This is a genomic window from Haloarcula mannanilytica, from assembly GCF_005406125.1.
Lineage (GTDB): Archaea > Halobacteriota > Halobacteria > Halobacteriales > Haloarculaceae > Haloarcula > Haloarcula mannanilytica.
The window spans coordinates 18049-33955 of the sequence record NZ_BIXZ01000016.1 but is presented as its reverse complement, the minus strand read 5'-3'; the positions used below and the strand labels follow the sequence as shown (position 1 = coordinate 33955).

Annotated in this window: 12 protein-coding genes; 3 read left to right on the top strand and 9 right to left on the bottom strand. The window is 61.0% G+C overall.

Annotated features, from left to right (window positions below; all coding sequences use genetic code 11):
• Positions 1-1340 (top strand): DUF6498-containing protein (locus tag Harman_RS20325; RefSeq protein WP_235007285.1); only part of this gene is annotated, 1340 nt, incomplete at its 5' end.
• A gap of 174 nt (positions 1341-1514) precedes the next feature.
• Here the strand turns inward: Harman_RS20325 and Harman_RS20320 are convergent.
• Together Harman_RS20320 and Harman_RS20315 are read right to left on the bottom strand one after the other, a co-directional pair.
• The gene (locus Harman_RS20320; RefSeq protein WP_137685506.1) at positions 1515-2621 is read right to left on the bottom strand and encodes an agmatinase family protein; all 1107 of its coding nucleotides are present in this window, start codon (positions 2619-2621) and stop codon (positions 1515-1517) included.
• A gap of 193 nt (positions 2622-2814) precedes the next feature.
• Positions 2815-3831, bottom strand: a complete 1017-nt coding sequence (locus tag Harman_RS20315) for an AbrB/MazE/SpoVT family DNA-binding domain-containing protein (protein ID WP_137685511.1) — start codon at positions 3829-3831, stop codon at positions 2815-2817.
• Positions 3832-4257: 426 nt separating this feature from the next.
• Between Harman_RS20315 and Harman_RS20310 the strand changes: the two genes are divergently transcribed.
• The gene (locus Harman_RS20310; protein WP_137685505.1) at positions 4258-5820 is read left to right on the top strand and encodes a sodium:solute symporter family protein; all 1563 of its coding nucleotides are present in this window, start codon (positions 4258-4260) and stop codon (positions 5818-5820) included.
• Positions 5821-5904: 84 nt separating this feature from the next.
• Here Harman_RS20310 and Harman_RS20305 read toward each other — a convergent pair whose 3' ends face one another.
• Entirely contained in the window at positions 5905-6354 is a 450-nt protein-coding gene (locus Harman_RS20305; RefSeq protein ID WP_235007283.1) for a Mov34/MPN/PAD-1 family protein, read from the bottom strand.
• A gap of 227 nt (positions 6355-6581) precedes the next feature.
• Between Harman_RS20305 and Harman_RS20300 the strand changes: the two genes are divergently transcribed.
• A complete protein-coding gene (locus Harman_RS20300; RefSeq protein ID WP_137685504.1) occupies positions 6582-6845 on the top strand; it encodes an MTH865 family protein in 264 nt (87 codons plus the stop codon).
• A gap of 144 nt (positions 6846-6989) precedes the next feature.
• On the opposite strand, the gene Harman_RS20295 is transcribed toward Harman_RS20300, so the two are convergent.
• From Harman_RS20295 to fdhF, 6 genes are all read right to left on the bottom strand, one after another.
• Positions 6990-7664 (bottom strand): ribonuclease HI family protein, encoded by a 675-nt coding sequence (locus tag Harman_RS20295; RefSeq protein ID WP_137685503.1) that lies wholly within the window; start codon positions 7662-7664, stop codon positions 6990-6992.
• A gap of 92 nt (positions 7665-7756) precedes the next feature.
• On the bottom strand, positions 7757-9385 hold the full coding sequence (locus Harman_RS20290) for a hydantoinase B/oxoprolinase family protein (protein WP_137685502.1): 1629 nt from the start codon (positions 9383-9385) through the stop codon (positions 7757-7759).
• Positions 9382-11385: a hydantoinase/oxoprolinase family protein gene (locus Harman_RS20285; RefSeq protein WP_137685501.1), complete on the bottom strand. Its 2004-nt coding sequence runs from the start codon at positions 11383-11385 to the stop codon at positions 9382-9384. Before Harman_RS20285 ends, Harman_RS20290 begins: the two co-directional genes overlap by 4 nt.
• Positions 11386-12594 carry an Nramp family divalent metal transporter gene (locus tag Harman_RS20280; protein ID WP_137685500.1) on the bottom strand — a complete coding sequence of 403 codons (1209 nt, stop codon included), beginning with the start codon at positions 12592-12594 and terminating at the stop codon, positions 11386-11388. It abuts the gene before it with no gap.
• 178 nt (positions 12595-12772) lie between these two features.
• Positions 12773-13318, bottom strand: coding sequence for a ribbon-helix-helix protein, CopG family (locus Harman_RS20275; RefSeq protein WP_137685499.1), 546 nt, complete (start codon positions 13316-13318; stop codon positions 12773-12775).
• A 230-nt stretch (positions 13319-13548) separates the two neighbouring features.
• Positions 13549-15615, bottom strand: a complete 2067-nt coding sequence (gene fdhF, locus Harman_RS20270; RefSeq protein ID WP_137685498.1) for a formate dehydrogenase subunit alpha — start codon at positions 15613-15615, stop codon at positions 13549-13551.
• Positions 15616-15907 lie beyond the last annotated feature (292 nt).

Genomic DNA, 15907 nt, shown 5'->3' with positions numbered 1-15907 from the left:
AATCAGTTCATTCATACGGTAGACGCTGTCATCACAGAGTAATGCCCCTGGCCAGACGGCTTCTCAGTACAGAGAACAGCCGTCGGACAGAGCTACTCAGCATCAGCGTTGCGAATGTGCTCCCCGTCATCGGTGTCATTCTACTCGATTGGAGTGCGGCCGGACTGTTGCTCCTTTACTGGCTCGAACTCGGTATCGACTCGGTGTGGGCGCTCGTCCGGTCACTGTTCGCTGGTCGGCCACCGGAAATTGAAACCGACAGTGTACTCGTGGGTGCGCTTGCGGCACGACAATATAGCCTCTCAGTCCCACGGACCGGTCTGCGAGTCTACCTCACAACGGTGGTCGTTCTCCCGCTTACTGTTCTCATCATCGCGAGTGCCTGGCTTTTCACCGGCGCACTGCTCGTCGGCCCACTGCCAGAGCCCGCTTCGGACACGATAGCTGGCGTGACAGCGGCAGCCATCGGGATTTTTATTTCGACAGGCGTGCTGACCGTACGGAATTATTTCTACAACGGGGAGTATCGGAGACACAATTCTCAGACCGCGTTTCGTGGATTGCTTTTCAGAATGGTTACCGTCGTATTTGGCGGCATACTCACTATAGTATTGGTAACAGCAGCCACAGAGGGACCTGAAGCGGAACTGGGTGCTCTCGATCCGGCTGCCGTCGGACTGCCCCTGTTGCTCATGATCATCGGTTTCAAGTTCGTATCTGACTATCTGGGCGTCTACAGCGACCGACTGGCTATTTATTTCAAGTCATACGACCAGGAGTACGGCTGGCAAGAGGCACCCTCGCGGGCAAAGTCGGTTGATTGGACGCACACCAATCAATTTGAGCGAGTCCGTCCTACTCGCTGGGGACGAATACTCGGTGGTCCAGTCCGATTCCCGCAACACCCAGGACTGCTCTATGTTGTCGGTTTGGGGTTGCTTGTTGCAGTGCTGTTTGCGATTGGCGGAGCGTGGAGTATCGTCGCCACAATTAGTATCGCAAGTTTTGGAATCCCAGTTCTCTTGCTGTGTTTCGATCAAGTATTTCGCTATGGGACAATCGAATACCGGGTGGATTCTGACGAAAGCGCTATTATCGCCTATGATCGCCTGTTCGATACGGCACTCTGGCGCATTGAGTCATGGGATGAAACGGGTCTTCGTGTAGCGCAAACCCCGGTTGACTCGCTACTCGGAACTGAGACGGTCACTATTGAACACGCTGACGGGGAATATACACTGCCGCACTTACCAGATTCCAGTTCAGTGGTTGCGGTGTTTGACCGACAGCCAGAGCGGTCAAACCAAATCACGATTGGCCGAGACCGTCTGTTGGACTAAGGAGCACGAACCTCAGCAGCGGGAAATGCAGTGTTCGTGTTTACTGGGCACAGATAGAGTGGACAGAGCTGTCTGACTGTGGCTGGTGGCCAGTAGTTTGCTCCGGCGACGTAACCGGAAATTCTGTGCACCCTTGTCGGAACCCCATATCAATGATATAGATAGTCGAAGGAATTAATCGTCGGCGGGCGTCTCGGCTTCCCCCGTTGGACCGAGCGGTTCCTTCGGCTTGATCGGGTCGCCCGATTCCAGCCCCTTCTCTGCGAGTGCCATACTTCCCATGACCTCGATGATGAGCCGGTTGGCCAGCCCGCTGGTGACACCGCCGTTGTAGGAGCTACTGTCACTTGTGTCGTAGGCCGGCGACACCTCGACCACGTCGAAGCCGAAGTCCTCGGGGTCGAGTGCCTTGACGACCTCTCGGACCATGTAGATGGCTTCACGCGGAATGAGACCGCCGGGCTCTGGTTCCCCAGTCCCGGGCGCGTAGGCCGGTTCCATCACGTCCACATCGAAGGAGACCCACACGGCATCGGTACCGTCGGTGGCGCGCTGAACGGCGTCGGTGACGATGTCGTCGAGATCCATCCCGCCAACTTCCATGGAGGTGTACCACTTCATACCGGCCTCTCGCATCTCCTCGTAGGTGTCCGGGCCGGGCCAGAATCCACGCGGGCCGATGAGCGTGTAGTTCTCGCCGGCCATGAGGCCGTCGTCGAAGACGCGCTTGACCCATGCACCGTGATCGTACTCGAAGCCGGTCAGCCCCTCGTCGCCGGTATCGGCGTGACAGTCGAAGTGAATCAGGCCGATATCCTCGTAGCCGTTGGCTTCGGCCCAGCCCTTGATATCGGGATAGGAGATGGAGTGGTCACCGCCGATGACGATAGGCGTTGCCTGCTCGCTGATCTCGTAGACGGCGTCTTCGATATTGAGTTGGCTCTGGCGGGTATCGCCAGGGGAGACAGCCGCATCGCCGGTATCGGCGACACTGAACGTATCGAAGGGGTCGATACCGGTCTCGATGTTGAAGTGCTCGTAGGGTGGCGAGGGAACCGTTGAGGCGGCCCGGACCGCACGCGGGCCGTAGCGGGTGCCCGGACGAATAGTCGTGGCCGTATCGAGCGGTGCGCCCAGAATACCGATGTCAACGCCCTCCTCGTCGAGAGCGTCGCGGTCGACCTCCGGGAGTTTGAGGAACGTCGGGATGCCGCTGAAGATGGGTTCGTTCGCTTCTTTGTGCTTTTCGCCGTAGATGTCGTCGCCGTTTCGGTCAGTCATGATATGTAGTTTTTCGGATTTGAACTGGCCAAATCCACTGCGTTTGTCGACAGAAATAGATGCTTGAGAACTACTGAAAAGTCTTCCTTCGGATGTGTAAAACCTACTCCTATGACCACGAGTGGGCATGTACCGTACGAGTTTCCTTAAGGTGTTTAATGACGCCTGTCGCTTGGCGACCTTCAGACAGCGGTCACTCCCCGGTGACCAGCGACGGGTCGTTCCGGAAAGCCAGATGGGTCGCAACCGAAAGGCTGTCGCGGGCGTGCCTGGCGCTTCGCTCCAACAGGACGACGGCGCGCTGGAGCGCGAGCAACGGTTCGGGGCGCTCGGATTCGAGGTGGGCGTTTAGATCCGCGATCCGCTCATCGACAAGTTCGAACGCGGTGCGGGCGTCTTCGGTCGCGTCGTAATCCGGCGTCGTCACTGCCGACCGGGTTGCGCTCGCGGCGTCGTCGAGTGCGTCCCCGAGGTCGGTAAGCATCGCCGCGGTGGTCGGGTCGGGCGTCGCCGACTCAGTAGCTAATCCCGCGATCTCGATGGCTGTGTCCGTCATCAACACCACGTCCTGAGCGACTGACCGGTAGCCGATAAGGGGGAAGCCAGTCTCCAGTCCGACGGCCTGATTCAGCCGCGGGTTCCGGTAGATAGTAAACACCAGTCGCAGGAACAGGTAAAACAGCTTCTCGACCTGTTCCTGGCGGCTTTCCACCGTCTCGACGAGGGTGGTGTCACCCTCGATGAGCGCGGTCAGAGCATCCCCGCGTATCACCGCCTCGGTGCGGCTGAGCCGACCAAGCAGCGTCGGAAGGTCGAAGTCCTCCGGTGCGACCGAACATCGTACCGTCACCGTGGTTTCAGCTTGCTCAACGATACCCAGCCCCATCAGCCGCTGCTCAGCGTTCATGATTGCGTTGCGGTGTTCGAGACCCAGCGGTGCTGTTGCCTCAACCCGGATAAGCTGCCGACCCAGCACGTACTGCGTGATGATGGCCCGCTCCAGAGCATCGGCGGTCAGCGCGTCGGCGTCGATGGTCGCCTCCACATCCTCGATAGTGGGCTGTTCAGGGACAACGAGCAGCGACCCGCCGTTCTCGTCGCGCTGGACGATGACTTCATCACCCTTCGAGATGTCGTGTTGGCGCGCCCAGTCGACAGGCACCGTCACCGCCAGCGTGGATGAGCCCAACTGCTGGACCTTCCGTTTCATTCGAATCGGGTCGGGCGTCACTGTGTAGTACTCCTACGGTGTTGCGGTACGTCCATCAATTGCTCTACTAGATATACGAATGCCCCACGTTTTTTATTTCCGGTTGGTACAAATTCTTCAATCGCGGACAGAAGTGAACAATATTGGGTTCTCTTGCCCAATCCGATCTTAGTATTAAAACAGTTCTAGGAACCTCATGCGGTTGCCTACTGTACATGTGTCCACCTACGTACACCTACAGTCCATGTGCGTTGCGGGATAACTCTACTGTGTAAACAATACTGTCATAACGGCTTTATGTAGTGCTCAAAACGGAACTCATGTGACTCATTACCGTCCGATCCCAAACCTATGGGGCGCTAAAGACGTGGAATCGAGTGGTAAAACCGAATATATCTGTTCAATCGTGGTTCAGGGTGGTTCGCCGTGAGCGTCATCCTCTACGGCCTCGCTGCCACCATTGTGACGATGATGGCGATTGGCTTCTACGTCGCCCAGAAGGTCAAGGGCGACAGCATCAATTACATCGTCGCCGGTCGTGGACTCATCCTCCCGCTGGCCGCGGCGACGCTGATGGCGCAGTCACTCGACTCGAACGCGACGCTTGGCAACACCGACCTCGCGGCTAGCTTCGGCTTCTGGGCCGGTGCGGCACTGCCCGTCGGGCTGGCGCTTTGCCTGACCCTCACCGGGCTGTTCTTCGCGAAGCCGATGAACCGACTCAACCTCACGACGCTGCCGGACTTCTATCGCCGGAAGTACGGCCGCACCGCCGAAATCGTTGCGAGTATGATTATGTCCGTCGCCTACGCGTTCCTGCTGGCGGGGAACCTCGTCGCCGGCGGCTACCTCTTCCAGATTTTCGTCGGCACGAGCTTCCAGTTGGGCGTGTTCATCATCGCTGGACTCGTCCTCGCGTACACTGTCGCCGGCGGGCTGTTCTCGGTCGCCTACACCGACGTGATACAGGCGGGGGTCGCGTTCGTCGGCTCCATCGCGCTCATCGTCTATGTCACGACCAATTACGGCCTCACGATCCCCTCCGGGATGGGGCCGACGAACCTCGGCCAACTCACCGACCCGAGCCAGGGGGCGTACATCAACCTCGCCACCATCGTCGCCCTGGGTCTCGGTGACATCGTCGCCATCGACTTCATGGAGCGCGTATTCGCGGCTGATAGCCCCGAAACCGCACAGAAAGCCTGCTTCATCGGAGCGGCCGGCACGATCATCATCGGCGTCCCGTTCTCCGTCGTCGCGCTGTCGGCAAATCCGATTCTCACCTCGCTCGGTGTCGAGACCGGGAGCCAGGCCGTGCTGTACACGCTGTTACAAAACGCCGTTCCCCCATGGCTGGCCGCACTCGTCCTCGCTGGTATCGTCGCTGCCTCGTTCTCGACGAGTGACGGTGCAATACTGGGTACTTCGGCGGTCATCGCCCGGAATATCGGCAACATCCGCGTCGACGAGGAGAGTGCTGGCAGTCCGGCAACGGCCGCAGACGGCGGGGTCGAGGAGGGACTGTTAGGCTCGGAGAGTGACAAACTTCTCACGGTCACGCGCCTGATGTCGGTCCCGATTACGCTGCTGGGAGTGTTTCTCGCGATACGGGTATCCGCGACCGGGATGTTGCTCGTGCTGGCGTTCGACATCATGCTGGCCGGTGCGTTTGTCCCGCTTGTTATGGGGCTGTACTGGTCCGATATCGCGACCACGCCGGCGGCGCTCGGGTCGATGCTCTCCGGCTCTGCGACCCGGCTCGTCCTCTTCGTGTTGGTGCCGACGACCTACGCCTATGAGAACACGCTCCTGTACATTCCCAACGACATCTTTACTGCTGCTTTCGATGGCCTACCGACGTTCATCGCCGCCACGGTCGGTTTGGTCTCGTTCCTCGTCATCGCGTACTTCACCAAGGACGACTACCCGATCTACAGCGTCGAAAAGCAGAGCAACCCCAATATCGTGGCCGGCGGCGAGGAAGACTAGCCGGGTAAGGCTTGGCTGTCTCCACCGTTCTTTCGCTTCGTACCCGGCACACGACAGTGACGCGCCGCGCTCACAACAGCGGGGTCAGACGAGGCGTGGCAGTCTGGCCATGTCCTCGGTCGTCTCTTGCGCCGTCACGGCCACTTCGCGCCAATCAAACAATCCCAGCCGGAACAGTCGGTAACTGTATGGCTCTCCATGGGGAGCGAACACGACGAGCGCGAACCGGTCACGGATGTTTCGGCGGTCGGTGCCCGTCAGTCCAGACGGTGTCGACGCCGACGTGTGTGAGTGATAGAAAACGCGTGGCTCCGGCGGAAGGTCGTCGGTGGGCCTGGCGACGAACCGCCGGCGTGGCCTCTGTGATTCGTTGTCGAGCGGGATATGTTCGGTGGCGTCCAACCGGCCGTCCCGTCGCGTACACGCGAGGTATCCGCCAGCCTCGTGGGGGTGACTCGCCGCGATATGTGCCGCTATCTCGTCCCGAAGGCCTTCGGGAATTGTAAGCGCTCGGACCCGATGACTGAAACGCACAGTATCGCGTGTAGGTGATGGAGCTATAGAGTTGTTACGACTGCCCCAGAGGGCGTGTCTGGATGATGAACGGCTGTCTAGGCCGCCAACAAAAAGCAGTGGTTTCAAAATCTATCCGACCAATCGTCTTTCAAAATACGGCCATAAGAACCGGTAGCACAGAAGACGATGGCTGTAGGCTGGTAGCACAAAACAACCCTTTTCTCTCTTTCTACCGAACCATCACTATGTCCAAAGAAACCGCTGAACAACTCAGGGAAGAATTAGAGAAGGTCTTCAACGATGCGGACTACCCCATCGAGGAGCCGATGGAACTGATTCCAGTGCTTCCGGACGGGGCGGGGACGACCTTCGAAGCAGGTGATGTTAGCGTCGGAGTGATGGAGTTCGGATCGGAATACGCCGACTATCAGGACTACCCGTACGAGACAGCCGAAGCCCTTATTGACGACCTGATGACCGGCTTCCACGAAGAAGGGCTGTTTGACTGACCTGAGGCATCTTCTCTGGGGACACAGTTAGGGATGAAGTGTGGTACTGTCTGCCGCTATTCAGTCAGAGAACCACTGCATTGTTGGGTCGTGCAGGCTGAAAGCGTATCACAGTAACGGAGCCTATTTGCTGGCAACACTGACTCACCCGGGGCCGAGGGCTGCGATATCGGCCCCGACAGTCGCTTGTGCATCGGCCGGATTCGGATCGCTATCCGCGAGGTGTGTCCATTCGTGGGCAGGCAGCGTCGACAGGAGGTCAGTTATCGCCGTGCTGTATGGCGTCGCTCGCACAGTGCTCTCGCTGTCGCCCCAGATGTGGTTGATAACAGTCATCGAGTCGATCCGTATCTCGACGGAATCGGGGGCACACCGTGCAGTCAGCGACCGTAATCCGAGATGGAGGGCAGCGTATTCGGCGATGTTGTTGTTCGTCCGTGAGCCGACCGGCCGGCCGAGTCCCGCGATCTGTGTCCCGTCGGCCTGAATCACAGCACCGGCACCGGCCGGTCCGTTGCTGTGGGCACTGCCGTCCACATAGAGGACGGCGCGTGAGACGGCGGTATCAGGAGCGTCCTGTTGTGACATTGGCACACCGGCTTCGAGGATGTCATCGATCGCCGTTTGTATCTCATCGGCGGAGGTCTCCGGGTCGAACAATCCGCCGTACCCAGCAACGGCAGCATTGATCGCATCGATAGCGGGAGTGAGTTCGTACCGGTACAGCGCCAGCAGTTCGTCGACCCGCGCTGCCAGCGGCGAGAGCGTTTCCGCTGGCAGCCGCTCGCGGTCTCCTGCTGACTGATTGTGCCAGTCCATCACTAGCGGATACGAGCCGCGAGCGAATAAAAGGCACTTCCCCACAATAGGACCAGAGTGAGTTCCCATCAGGGCGGGACCGAGTCAATACGTCACCGGTCGCCTACTTTCCCGTCGCGTCGATCACGTTCCCTCGCTTCCGGGTCCCGCTGTGATGGATCGCCGTGGCCGCCACCACCGGGTGTTCGGACTGAAACCGTCGTCCCGGCCGCGACATCAACGGACGCTTTCGCGGGGACCGGCTCGCCGTCGATCAGATTCTCGCCTGTCGCGCCGTCTTCTCCACCGTCGATTCCAGCGGGAGCCGTCCGCCGACGCTCGGTCAGCAGTGACACAGTAGCGTCAGTCTCGACGGTGACGGTTCGTTCGAGGCCCAATCCACCGCGGTATCGGCCATCGCCACCGCTCGATGGGCGCAGCGCGTACCGCTCGACCCGGAGCGGGTACTCGGTCTCCAGCGCTTCAACGGGCGTGTTGAGCGTGTTCGTCATGCCGACCTGGACGCCGTCCATGCCGTCTTTATCCGGACGTGCACCGAACCCACCACCGATCGTCTCGTAGTAAGTGAAATCGCCGGTCCGATCCCCGATGATGAGGTTGTTCATCGTCCCCTGCCCGCCGGCAGGAACCTCGTCGGGGACTGCTTGGGCAAGCGCCGCCAGCGTGACATCCATGACGCGCTGGCTCGTCTCGACGTTCCCGCCGACGACCGCTGCCGGCGGGTTCGGGTTGAGTACCGACCCCTCAGGTGCGGACACGGACACCGGCTCGTAACAGCCGTGGTTTGGCGGAATCTCAGGGTCGGTGATAGCCCGGACGACGAAGTAGACCGCGCTCTTTGCGACCGAGAGCGGCGCGTTCAGATTGCCCGTCACCTGGTCGGCGGTTCCGGCGAAATCGACATCGATCGCGGTGCCGTCGACGGTGACGGCCACTTCGATCGGGATGTCGGTATCGGTCACGCCGTCGCCCTCCAGCACGTCCTGTGCCCGGTACGTGCCGTCCGGGAGCGCGTCGAGTTCCGCCTCGACCCGCTCGCGGGAGTAGTCGATGACGGCATCGAACGCCTCAACCAGGGTCGGCCCGTGTTCTGCCAGGAGGTCGCCGACCCGTTCCTCGGCCCGGTCGTTCGCGGCGCGTTGGGCCCGGAGGTCCGCCTCGCGTTCGTCCGGCGTCCGGACGTTGGCGCGGATAAGGTCCTGAACAGCCTCGTTGGGCTCGCCCCCGTCGACGAGGCGAACCGCCGGCAGCCGGAGTCCTTCTTCGTAAATCTCCTGTGCGCCCGGTGGCATACTTCCCGGCGAGCTACCGCCCACATCGGCGTGGTGGGCTCGGGAGACTGCGTACCCGATTACGTCGTCTTCGGGTGCGATAGTCGAGACGAGGGTGATATCCGGGAGGTGCGTCCCGCCGGCGAACGGATCGTTGACGATGAACACGTCGCCCGGTTTCGGGTCCTGCTGGAGGACGATATCCACCGCGTCGGGCATCGCGCCGAGGTGGACCGGGATGTGTTCGGCCTGTGCGACCATTCGACCCGACGCGTCAAAGAGCGCCGTCGAACAGTCCTGGCGCTCCTTGATGTTCGGGGAGTACGCGCCGCGGATGAGGACGTGGCCCATCTCGGTCGCGACACTTTCCAGCTGATTCCGGAGTATTTCCAGCGTTACGGGGTCGATTTCTGCCTGTTTCTCGCTCGGCGTCGTATCCTCATCGCTCATTTGTCGTTCACCTCTGCAGTCAATGTCCCGTCGTCGCGTACCTGTACGGTCCATTCCGGTGGAATAACGATCGTGCTCTCATCGCCCTCGACGATTGCGGGGCCGTCGATTTTCTCCTGTGGGGGCAAGCGCGCCCGCTCGTACACGGGCGTTTCGCGGACATCGTCGGCGAACACCGCCTCGCGAGAGCCCTTCTGTGGGTTTCCGGAGGCAGCGTACGCGACCGGTGGCGCTTCCCGTTCGACTGTCGTCGTCACGCGACAGTTCACCAGTTCGACCGATTCGTCTGCCCGATAGCCATAGGCCGATTCGTGGGCCGCCGCGAATCGTTCCCGTGCCGCTTCGGTATCGAACGGCCGGTCAATGTCCACGGTCAGCTCGAAGCTCTGGCCGGCGTACCGGAGGTCCGCGGAGTGGCGTACTTTTGCCGCTTCGCGGTCGCTGACCTCAGCCAGCAGTTCTTCGGACAGTTCCTCGTAGACAGTGTCGACATCGTCGGGATCGGCCGCGTCGAGTGCCCGCTGATACGTCCGTACCGCGTCGCGCTTCTCGTCGGCGGCGAGCAGGCCGTATGCAGACAAAACGCCCGAGGCGCGGGGAATCACGACCCGGTCGATATCGAGACTGTCCGCGATCGATATCGCATGCATCGGCCCGGCACCCCCGAACGCGGCGAGGCCGAACTTCCGCGGGTCGTAGCCCCGTTCGACGGTCACAGTGCGGATTGCCCGGGTCATATTTGCGTTCGCGACCCGGTAGACGCCACGAGCGGCCTCCAAGGGGCCGTCGAGACCCGCCTCGTCAGCGAGACCTGCGAGTGCCTCGTGAGCAGCATCCGCATCGAGGGATAGTTCGCCACCCAGACTGGTGCTTTCTCCAATATACCCCAACACGAGGTTCGCGTCGGTGACGGTCGGCTCAGTCCCGCCCTTCCCGTAGCAGGCTGGGCCGGGGTCGGCCCCAGCAGAGCGCGGTCCGATCCGGAGCGCGCCCCCAGCGTCGACCCAGGCGATGGACCCGCCGCCCGCACCGACTGTTTCCACGTCGACCATCGGCGTCTTGATCGGTCGCTCGTTGATGACGCCCTCCGTCGTCCGTTCGGCCTCCCCGTCGCGGACGAGACTCACGTCGCTCGACGTTCCGCCCATGTCGAACGTGACCAGTCCGCCCTGTTCCTCAGTGTCATCGGCCGCCATCGAACCGGCCCCCACGACGCCGGCAGCGGGGCCTGAAAGGACGGTCGTCACAGCGTTCCGCCTGACTGTATCGGCGTCGGTAATCCCGCCGTTGGCCTGCATGATCCGCGGCTGTGGGACTCCGAGTTGCCGCGCCCGTTCGGTGAGATGGCTGATGTAGTGGTCGATCGCCGGCCGTACATAGGCGTCAACGACAGTCGTCGACGTTCGTTCGTACTCGCGGAACTCGGCGAGGACTTCGTGTGAGGCTGATACGGGAACGTCGAGTTCATCCCGGAGAAGGGCTGCAGCGTGGGCTTCGTTTTCAGGGTGTGCGTACGCGTGCAGCAGTGAGACGGCGACAGACTCGACATCTAGCTCGCGTAACTGTTCAGCGATTGCCCGGACCGCATCGTCATCGACGGATTGTTCGACACCGTCGGTCGTTGTCCGTTCGGACACTTCGAAGCGTCGGCGTCTGGGGACCAGCGGTGTCGGCTTTTCCGCGGACAGGTCGTACAGTGACGGCCGATCTTGGCGACCGATCTCCAGAACATCCCGGAACCCTTCGGTCGTGACCAGTGCGGTCTTTGCACCGTCTTCTTCGAGGAGCGCGTTGACAGAGACAGTCATCGCATGAGAGAACTCGCCCACGCTCTCTGGCTCGATACCGGCCTCAGCACACGCCTTCTCGATCCCGGCGATCACACCCTCACTCTGGTCTTCGGTGCTCGGGACTTTCGCCGTCACGAGTTCGCCGTCGAGTGACAGTGTCACGTCAGTAAACGTTCCCCCCACGTCGACGCCGATCTTTGGGTCGGTCATTTATATCACCCCCGCCACGTCGAGAATCGTGCGAACCCCGAGCCAGATGACGACGAGTGTCACGATGGCACCGAGCGCGTTCGCTATCGACCCGTTCGTGTACTCACCGAGAAGGTCCCGCTGGTTCATCGCGTAGATTAGGAATATCGCAACGATTGGCAATAAAATCCCGTTGACAACCTGTGCGAACACGATGATCTGGACGGGGCTGCCACCCAACAGTACCGAGAGAACCCCGACGCCGAGGATGGTTCCCCAGACGGCACGGAACTGCGTACTCTGCATGTCTGAATCCCAGCCCAGTGCACCCGTTGTCGCCCACGCGCCCGCAAGGGGTGCCGTCGTCGCGCTCGTGAACCCGGCGGCGAATATGCCGATGCTGAAGAACAGTTCCGCGTACGGACCGGCAATGGGTCGGAGCTGTTCGGCCATCCGGCCGATGTCGCTGATCTGGGTTCCCGGCTCGAACGCTGCGGCCGCGGTCACCATGATAGTGATCGTTATCACGCCGCCGGCAACGATTGACAGCACCGTGTCGATACGCGAGTGGCCGATATCCTCGGGTCCGCTCCAGCGTTCCTGGACGTTACTCGCGTGCAGGAACAGGTTGTACCCGACGATGGTCGTCCCGATGAGGCCGGTGATGAGGTACAGCGACCCGGAAGGGATACCGGGGACAAAGCCCATCGCAATCGCACCTGGGTCGGGACCGATGAGTATCGCCGATGCGACGAAGGAAAGCGCCATGACGGCGACGAGACCGACGAGCGCCCGCTCGATCAGTTTGTACCGCCCGGTGTAGAGCAGGATTCCGGCGACAAGTCCCATCACGACGCCCCACACGGTTGAGCTGATGCCCGTGATTGTCGCAAGCCCCGCGGCACCGCCGAGGATATTCCCGGCCTCGTATGCGGCGGTCCCGACGCCGATAGCGCCAACGACGAGGAAGATACTCACGTACTCGACGATCTGATTGTCAAACCGCTCTCGGAGCGCCTCACCGAGCCCTTCGCCCGAAACCAGGCCGAGTCGCGCACTCATCTCTTGGAGAACAATGGTGGCAACAATCGAGAAAACCATTGTCCACAGGAGCGCATAGCCGAACTCCGCCCCAGTGACGCTCGCAGTCGTGACCGTGCCTGGGCCGATGAACGCGGCCGCGACCATCGCTCCCGGGCCGACGGCTTTGAGTCGTTGCGTAATACTCATGATTGTTAGTCCTGATAGCTACTGTCACGGTTCCGGCAGGTGCCAAAAAACATTGTTAAGACCTGTGTGTAGGCGGACCATCAGTCGTATGAACTCTGTGTACGCGTCACCGGCTGTATGAAATCGTAAGACCAGGCCACTCCCGGATCCGCGAACGCCTGTTTCACCGGCTGGGACGTTACTCCGCCCGTTCTCTCATGAGCACCTTCGAAAGGCTCTCCTCTATCTCTATCTCGAACGGGAGGTCGGCGATGCTACCGCGGATAAACCGAATCATCAACCACCGTACCGATTCGGATGGGAAAACCACGTGAAAGCTCCCCTTTTCCGCTCGTCGAACAGTCAGAAATCCACACAGCGCTAGCCAATCCAGAACGCCTTCGAGGGAGTCGAACCGGTCGGCGTACTCCTGGGCGTGGTACTGTGCTACCTGATCGATCATCTCCAGAACTTCCTCGTCACGCTCCGCGGGATCATCGAACTGGTTCAAAAGCGCGTGCAGTAAGTCAATATCCAGAAGCACGTGTTCGCCCGTCGAAAGCATCTCGTAGTACGTCTGGAGGTGGTCGCTGTCACTCGCATGCGCTGAGTCGAAATTTGCTGCGTAAAACCCGAGTGCTTCGCGGATCAGTTGGCTTTGACTCTCTCCGGTTCTGTCGGTCAGTTCCTGTAACGTCTCCTTGGTCTCCTCATCCAGGGAGACGGTGACCCGGTCGGTCGGCATAGTAGTTCTCACCGCTGGACAGACTTAATATCGGGACGTTTGGCGACAGCCCCATCACGAACAGTATCCACTCACACCAGGGGTACTCATAGTGATTATTGTCGATTATTTCCGGATAGCGACGCCCACAGGGGTCGGCGCGTCCCGGTAAATCGCGACAAGAATCACTATCAATCAAGCCCAGTCGGATTACCCGCGGATCCTTCACACGCCCTGAAACTCAGAATGGGTTATTCCTGTGTGGGCGCTGCTGCCTTTCGTACTGTTACGGCCGAATGCTTGTACTCCGGAATCTCAGCGACAGGGTCGAGGGCATCGCCGGTCAGGGCGTTTGCGAGTGGGTCCTCATAGTGGAACGTACAGAACACGACTCCGGAACGAATCGTGGTCGTTACGGCTGCCGACACCGTCACGCTGCCGCGGTCGCTCTCAACGACAACAGTATCGCCGTCCGCAATATCGCGGGCGGCAGCGTCGTCCGGATGGATCTCGAGGACATCTTCCCCGCGCATCCGCATGAGTGTCTCCGACCGGCGAGTGAGCGCCCCGCTGTTGAAGTGCTGGAGTACGCGTCCCGTCGTGAGTACGAGCTGGTCTTCGGAGACAGCATCGGCCGGTGGCGTCGGCGAAATCGGTAGCAGCGGGGCGGTTCGCTCCCCGGACGCGAACGTTTCCGAGTGGAGTACGTCGGTTCCGGAATCGGCGTCCGCCGGGAAGGGCCACCGCTGGTAGCCCTCACCGATACCGTCGTAACTCATGCCAGCGTACAGCGGATTGACCCGCGTTAGCTCCTCGAACACCGCTTCCGGTCCGTCGTAGTCGAACGCGTCCGCCTGGTCGACCAGCCGCTGACCGATGTCCGTGAGGATATCGAGGTCCCGGCGGGCGTTCCCGGGCAGATCAGCGTTCGGTCGCATCCGCATCACTCGCCGGTCCGTGTTGGTCACCGTCCCGGATTTCTCCGCCCAACTGCTCCCCGGAAGCACGACATCGGCGTGGTCGACGGTCGCTGTCTCGAAGAGATCGATGACGACACAGAAATCGAGGTCGTCGAAGGCTGATCCGGCAGCGTTGGCGTTCGGTTCCGTGACTGCCGGGTTCTCGCCGAACACGACCGCCGCCCTGACGCCGTCACCGAACTGGTGTATCGCGGTCGTCTCCGTCAAGCCGGGTTCGCCCGGCGGCGCAACGCCCCACTCGTCGGCAATACGCTGCCGAGCATCCGGGTTCGTGACGGATTGGTACCCCGGAAGCACGTTTGGAAGCGCGCCGACATCGCCAGCACCCTGGACGTTGTTCTGGCCACGGAGCGGGTTCACGCCGGTTCCCGGGCGACCCACGTTCCCGGTCAGCAGCGCGAGGTTCAACAGCGCGTGGACGTTGTCGGTGCCGGACGTGTGCTGGCTCATTCCCATCCCAGTGACGATCGCCGCTCTGTCGGCCTCGGCGTATGCTCGGGCCGCTTCGCGGACGGCCTCCGCGTCAACACCGGCAGCGTCGGCCCCCGCCGCGACATCGAGGTCACGGAGGTGGGCTTTTAATTCCGCGTCGCCGGTCGTCCGCTCCTCGATAAACGGCTCATCGGCGAGTCCCTCGTCGAGAACGACTTTCGCCATCGAGTTGAGCAGTTGGATGTCGTATCCGGGTCGAACATCGAGGTGGATGTCGGCGGCATCGGTCGTGTCCGTTTCCCGCGGGTCGATATGGATGAGTGTGGCCCCGTTGCGGATCGCCGGCAAGACGTACGACCGGAAGATGACCGGATGCTGTTCGGCTGGGTTCGCCCCGGTGACGAGCAGACAGTCGGTTTCGGCGAGGTCATCGAGCGTGTTCGTCATCGCCCCGGCACCGAGGCGCTCGCTCATCGCGGCGACAGTCGACGAATGACAGAGACGGGCGCAGTTGTCGACGTTGTTGGTGCCGAGCATCCGCGCGAGCTTCTGAAAGACGTAGTTCTCCTCGTTCGTACAGTTCGAGGAGGCGAAGAACTCGACGGCGTCTGGCCCGTGCTGGTCGATGATTTCCCCGAGTTCAGCAGCCACGCGACTCAAGGCGGTTTCCCAGGGCGCAGTGACAAACCGTCCGCCCTCACGGACAAGCGGCTCGGTCAGCCGCTCGTCGTGGGCTACCACATCGAATGCAGCCACGCCCTTCGGACAGACCTCACCGCTCGTGTTCACTGGGCCTGCCGTGCCGGTTGCTTTGCCCTTGCCCGCGTATTCTATCGTACAGCCGACGCCACAGTACGGACAGACTGTCTGCGCTGCCCGTGGGCTTTGGTCTTGATTGTCACTCATTTCTATGCTAATTGATAGGATCAGGAACACAAGTAAGCACCCGGTAAAACGTGGGTGGGTTTATGTGACTGTCAATACTGACGCCGCTCGAACGATGGCAGAGCGGGTTCCGGACTACTGGGGCGGGACCCGTTTGTGCCGTCAGTTTCGAGAGGGGCACCACATACTGTACTGGGACATCACTCGTAGTGCCGATAGACGCGACCAGCGCTGGCGACCGCCTACAGCCACAGCGACGCCGTTGTTGCCGGTCGGAGCGTCCGGACTGAACGTTGCGAACGGCAGCGTTTCA

Bases quoted from the DNA above. Each gene is read 5' to 3' on its own strand.
- Harman_RS20320 (WP_137685506.1), bottom strand. From the start codon at position 2,621: ATGACTGACCGAAACGGCGACGACATCTACGGCGAAAAGCACAAAGAA.
- Harman_RS20315 (WP_137685511.1), bottom strand. From the start codon at position 3,831: ATGAAACGGAAGGTCCAGCAGTTGGGCTCATCCACGCTGGCGGTGACG.
- Harman_RS20300 (WP_137685504.1), top strand. From the start codon at position 6,582: ATGTCCAAAGAAACCGCTGAACAACTCAGGGAAGAATTAGAGAAGGTC.
- Harman_RS20295 (WP_137685503.1), bottom strand. From the start codon at position 7,664: ATGGACTGGCACAATCAGTCAGCAGGAGACCGCGAGCGGCTGCCAGCG.
- Harman_RS20290 (WP_137685502.1), bottom strand. From the start codon at position 9,385: ATGAGCGATGAGGATACGACGCCGAGCGAGAAACAGGCAGAAATCGAC.
- Harman_RS20285 (WP_137685501.1), bottom strand. From the start codon at position 11,385: ATGACCGACCCAAAGATCGGCGTCGACGTGGGGGGAACGTTTACTGAC.
- Harman_RS20280 (WP_137685500.1), bottom strand. From the start codon at position 12,594: ATGAGTATTACGCAACGACTCAAAGCCGTCGGCCCGGGAGCGATGGTC.
- Harman_RS20275 (WP_137685499.1), bottom strand. From the start codon at position 13,318: ATGCCGACCGACCGGGTCACCGTCTCCCTGGATGAGGAGACCAAGGAG.
- fdhF (WP_137685498.1), bottom strand. From the start codon at position 15,615: ATGAGTGACAATCAAGACCAAAGCCCACGGGCAGCGCAGACAGTCTGT.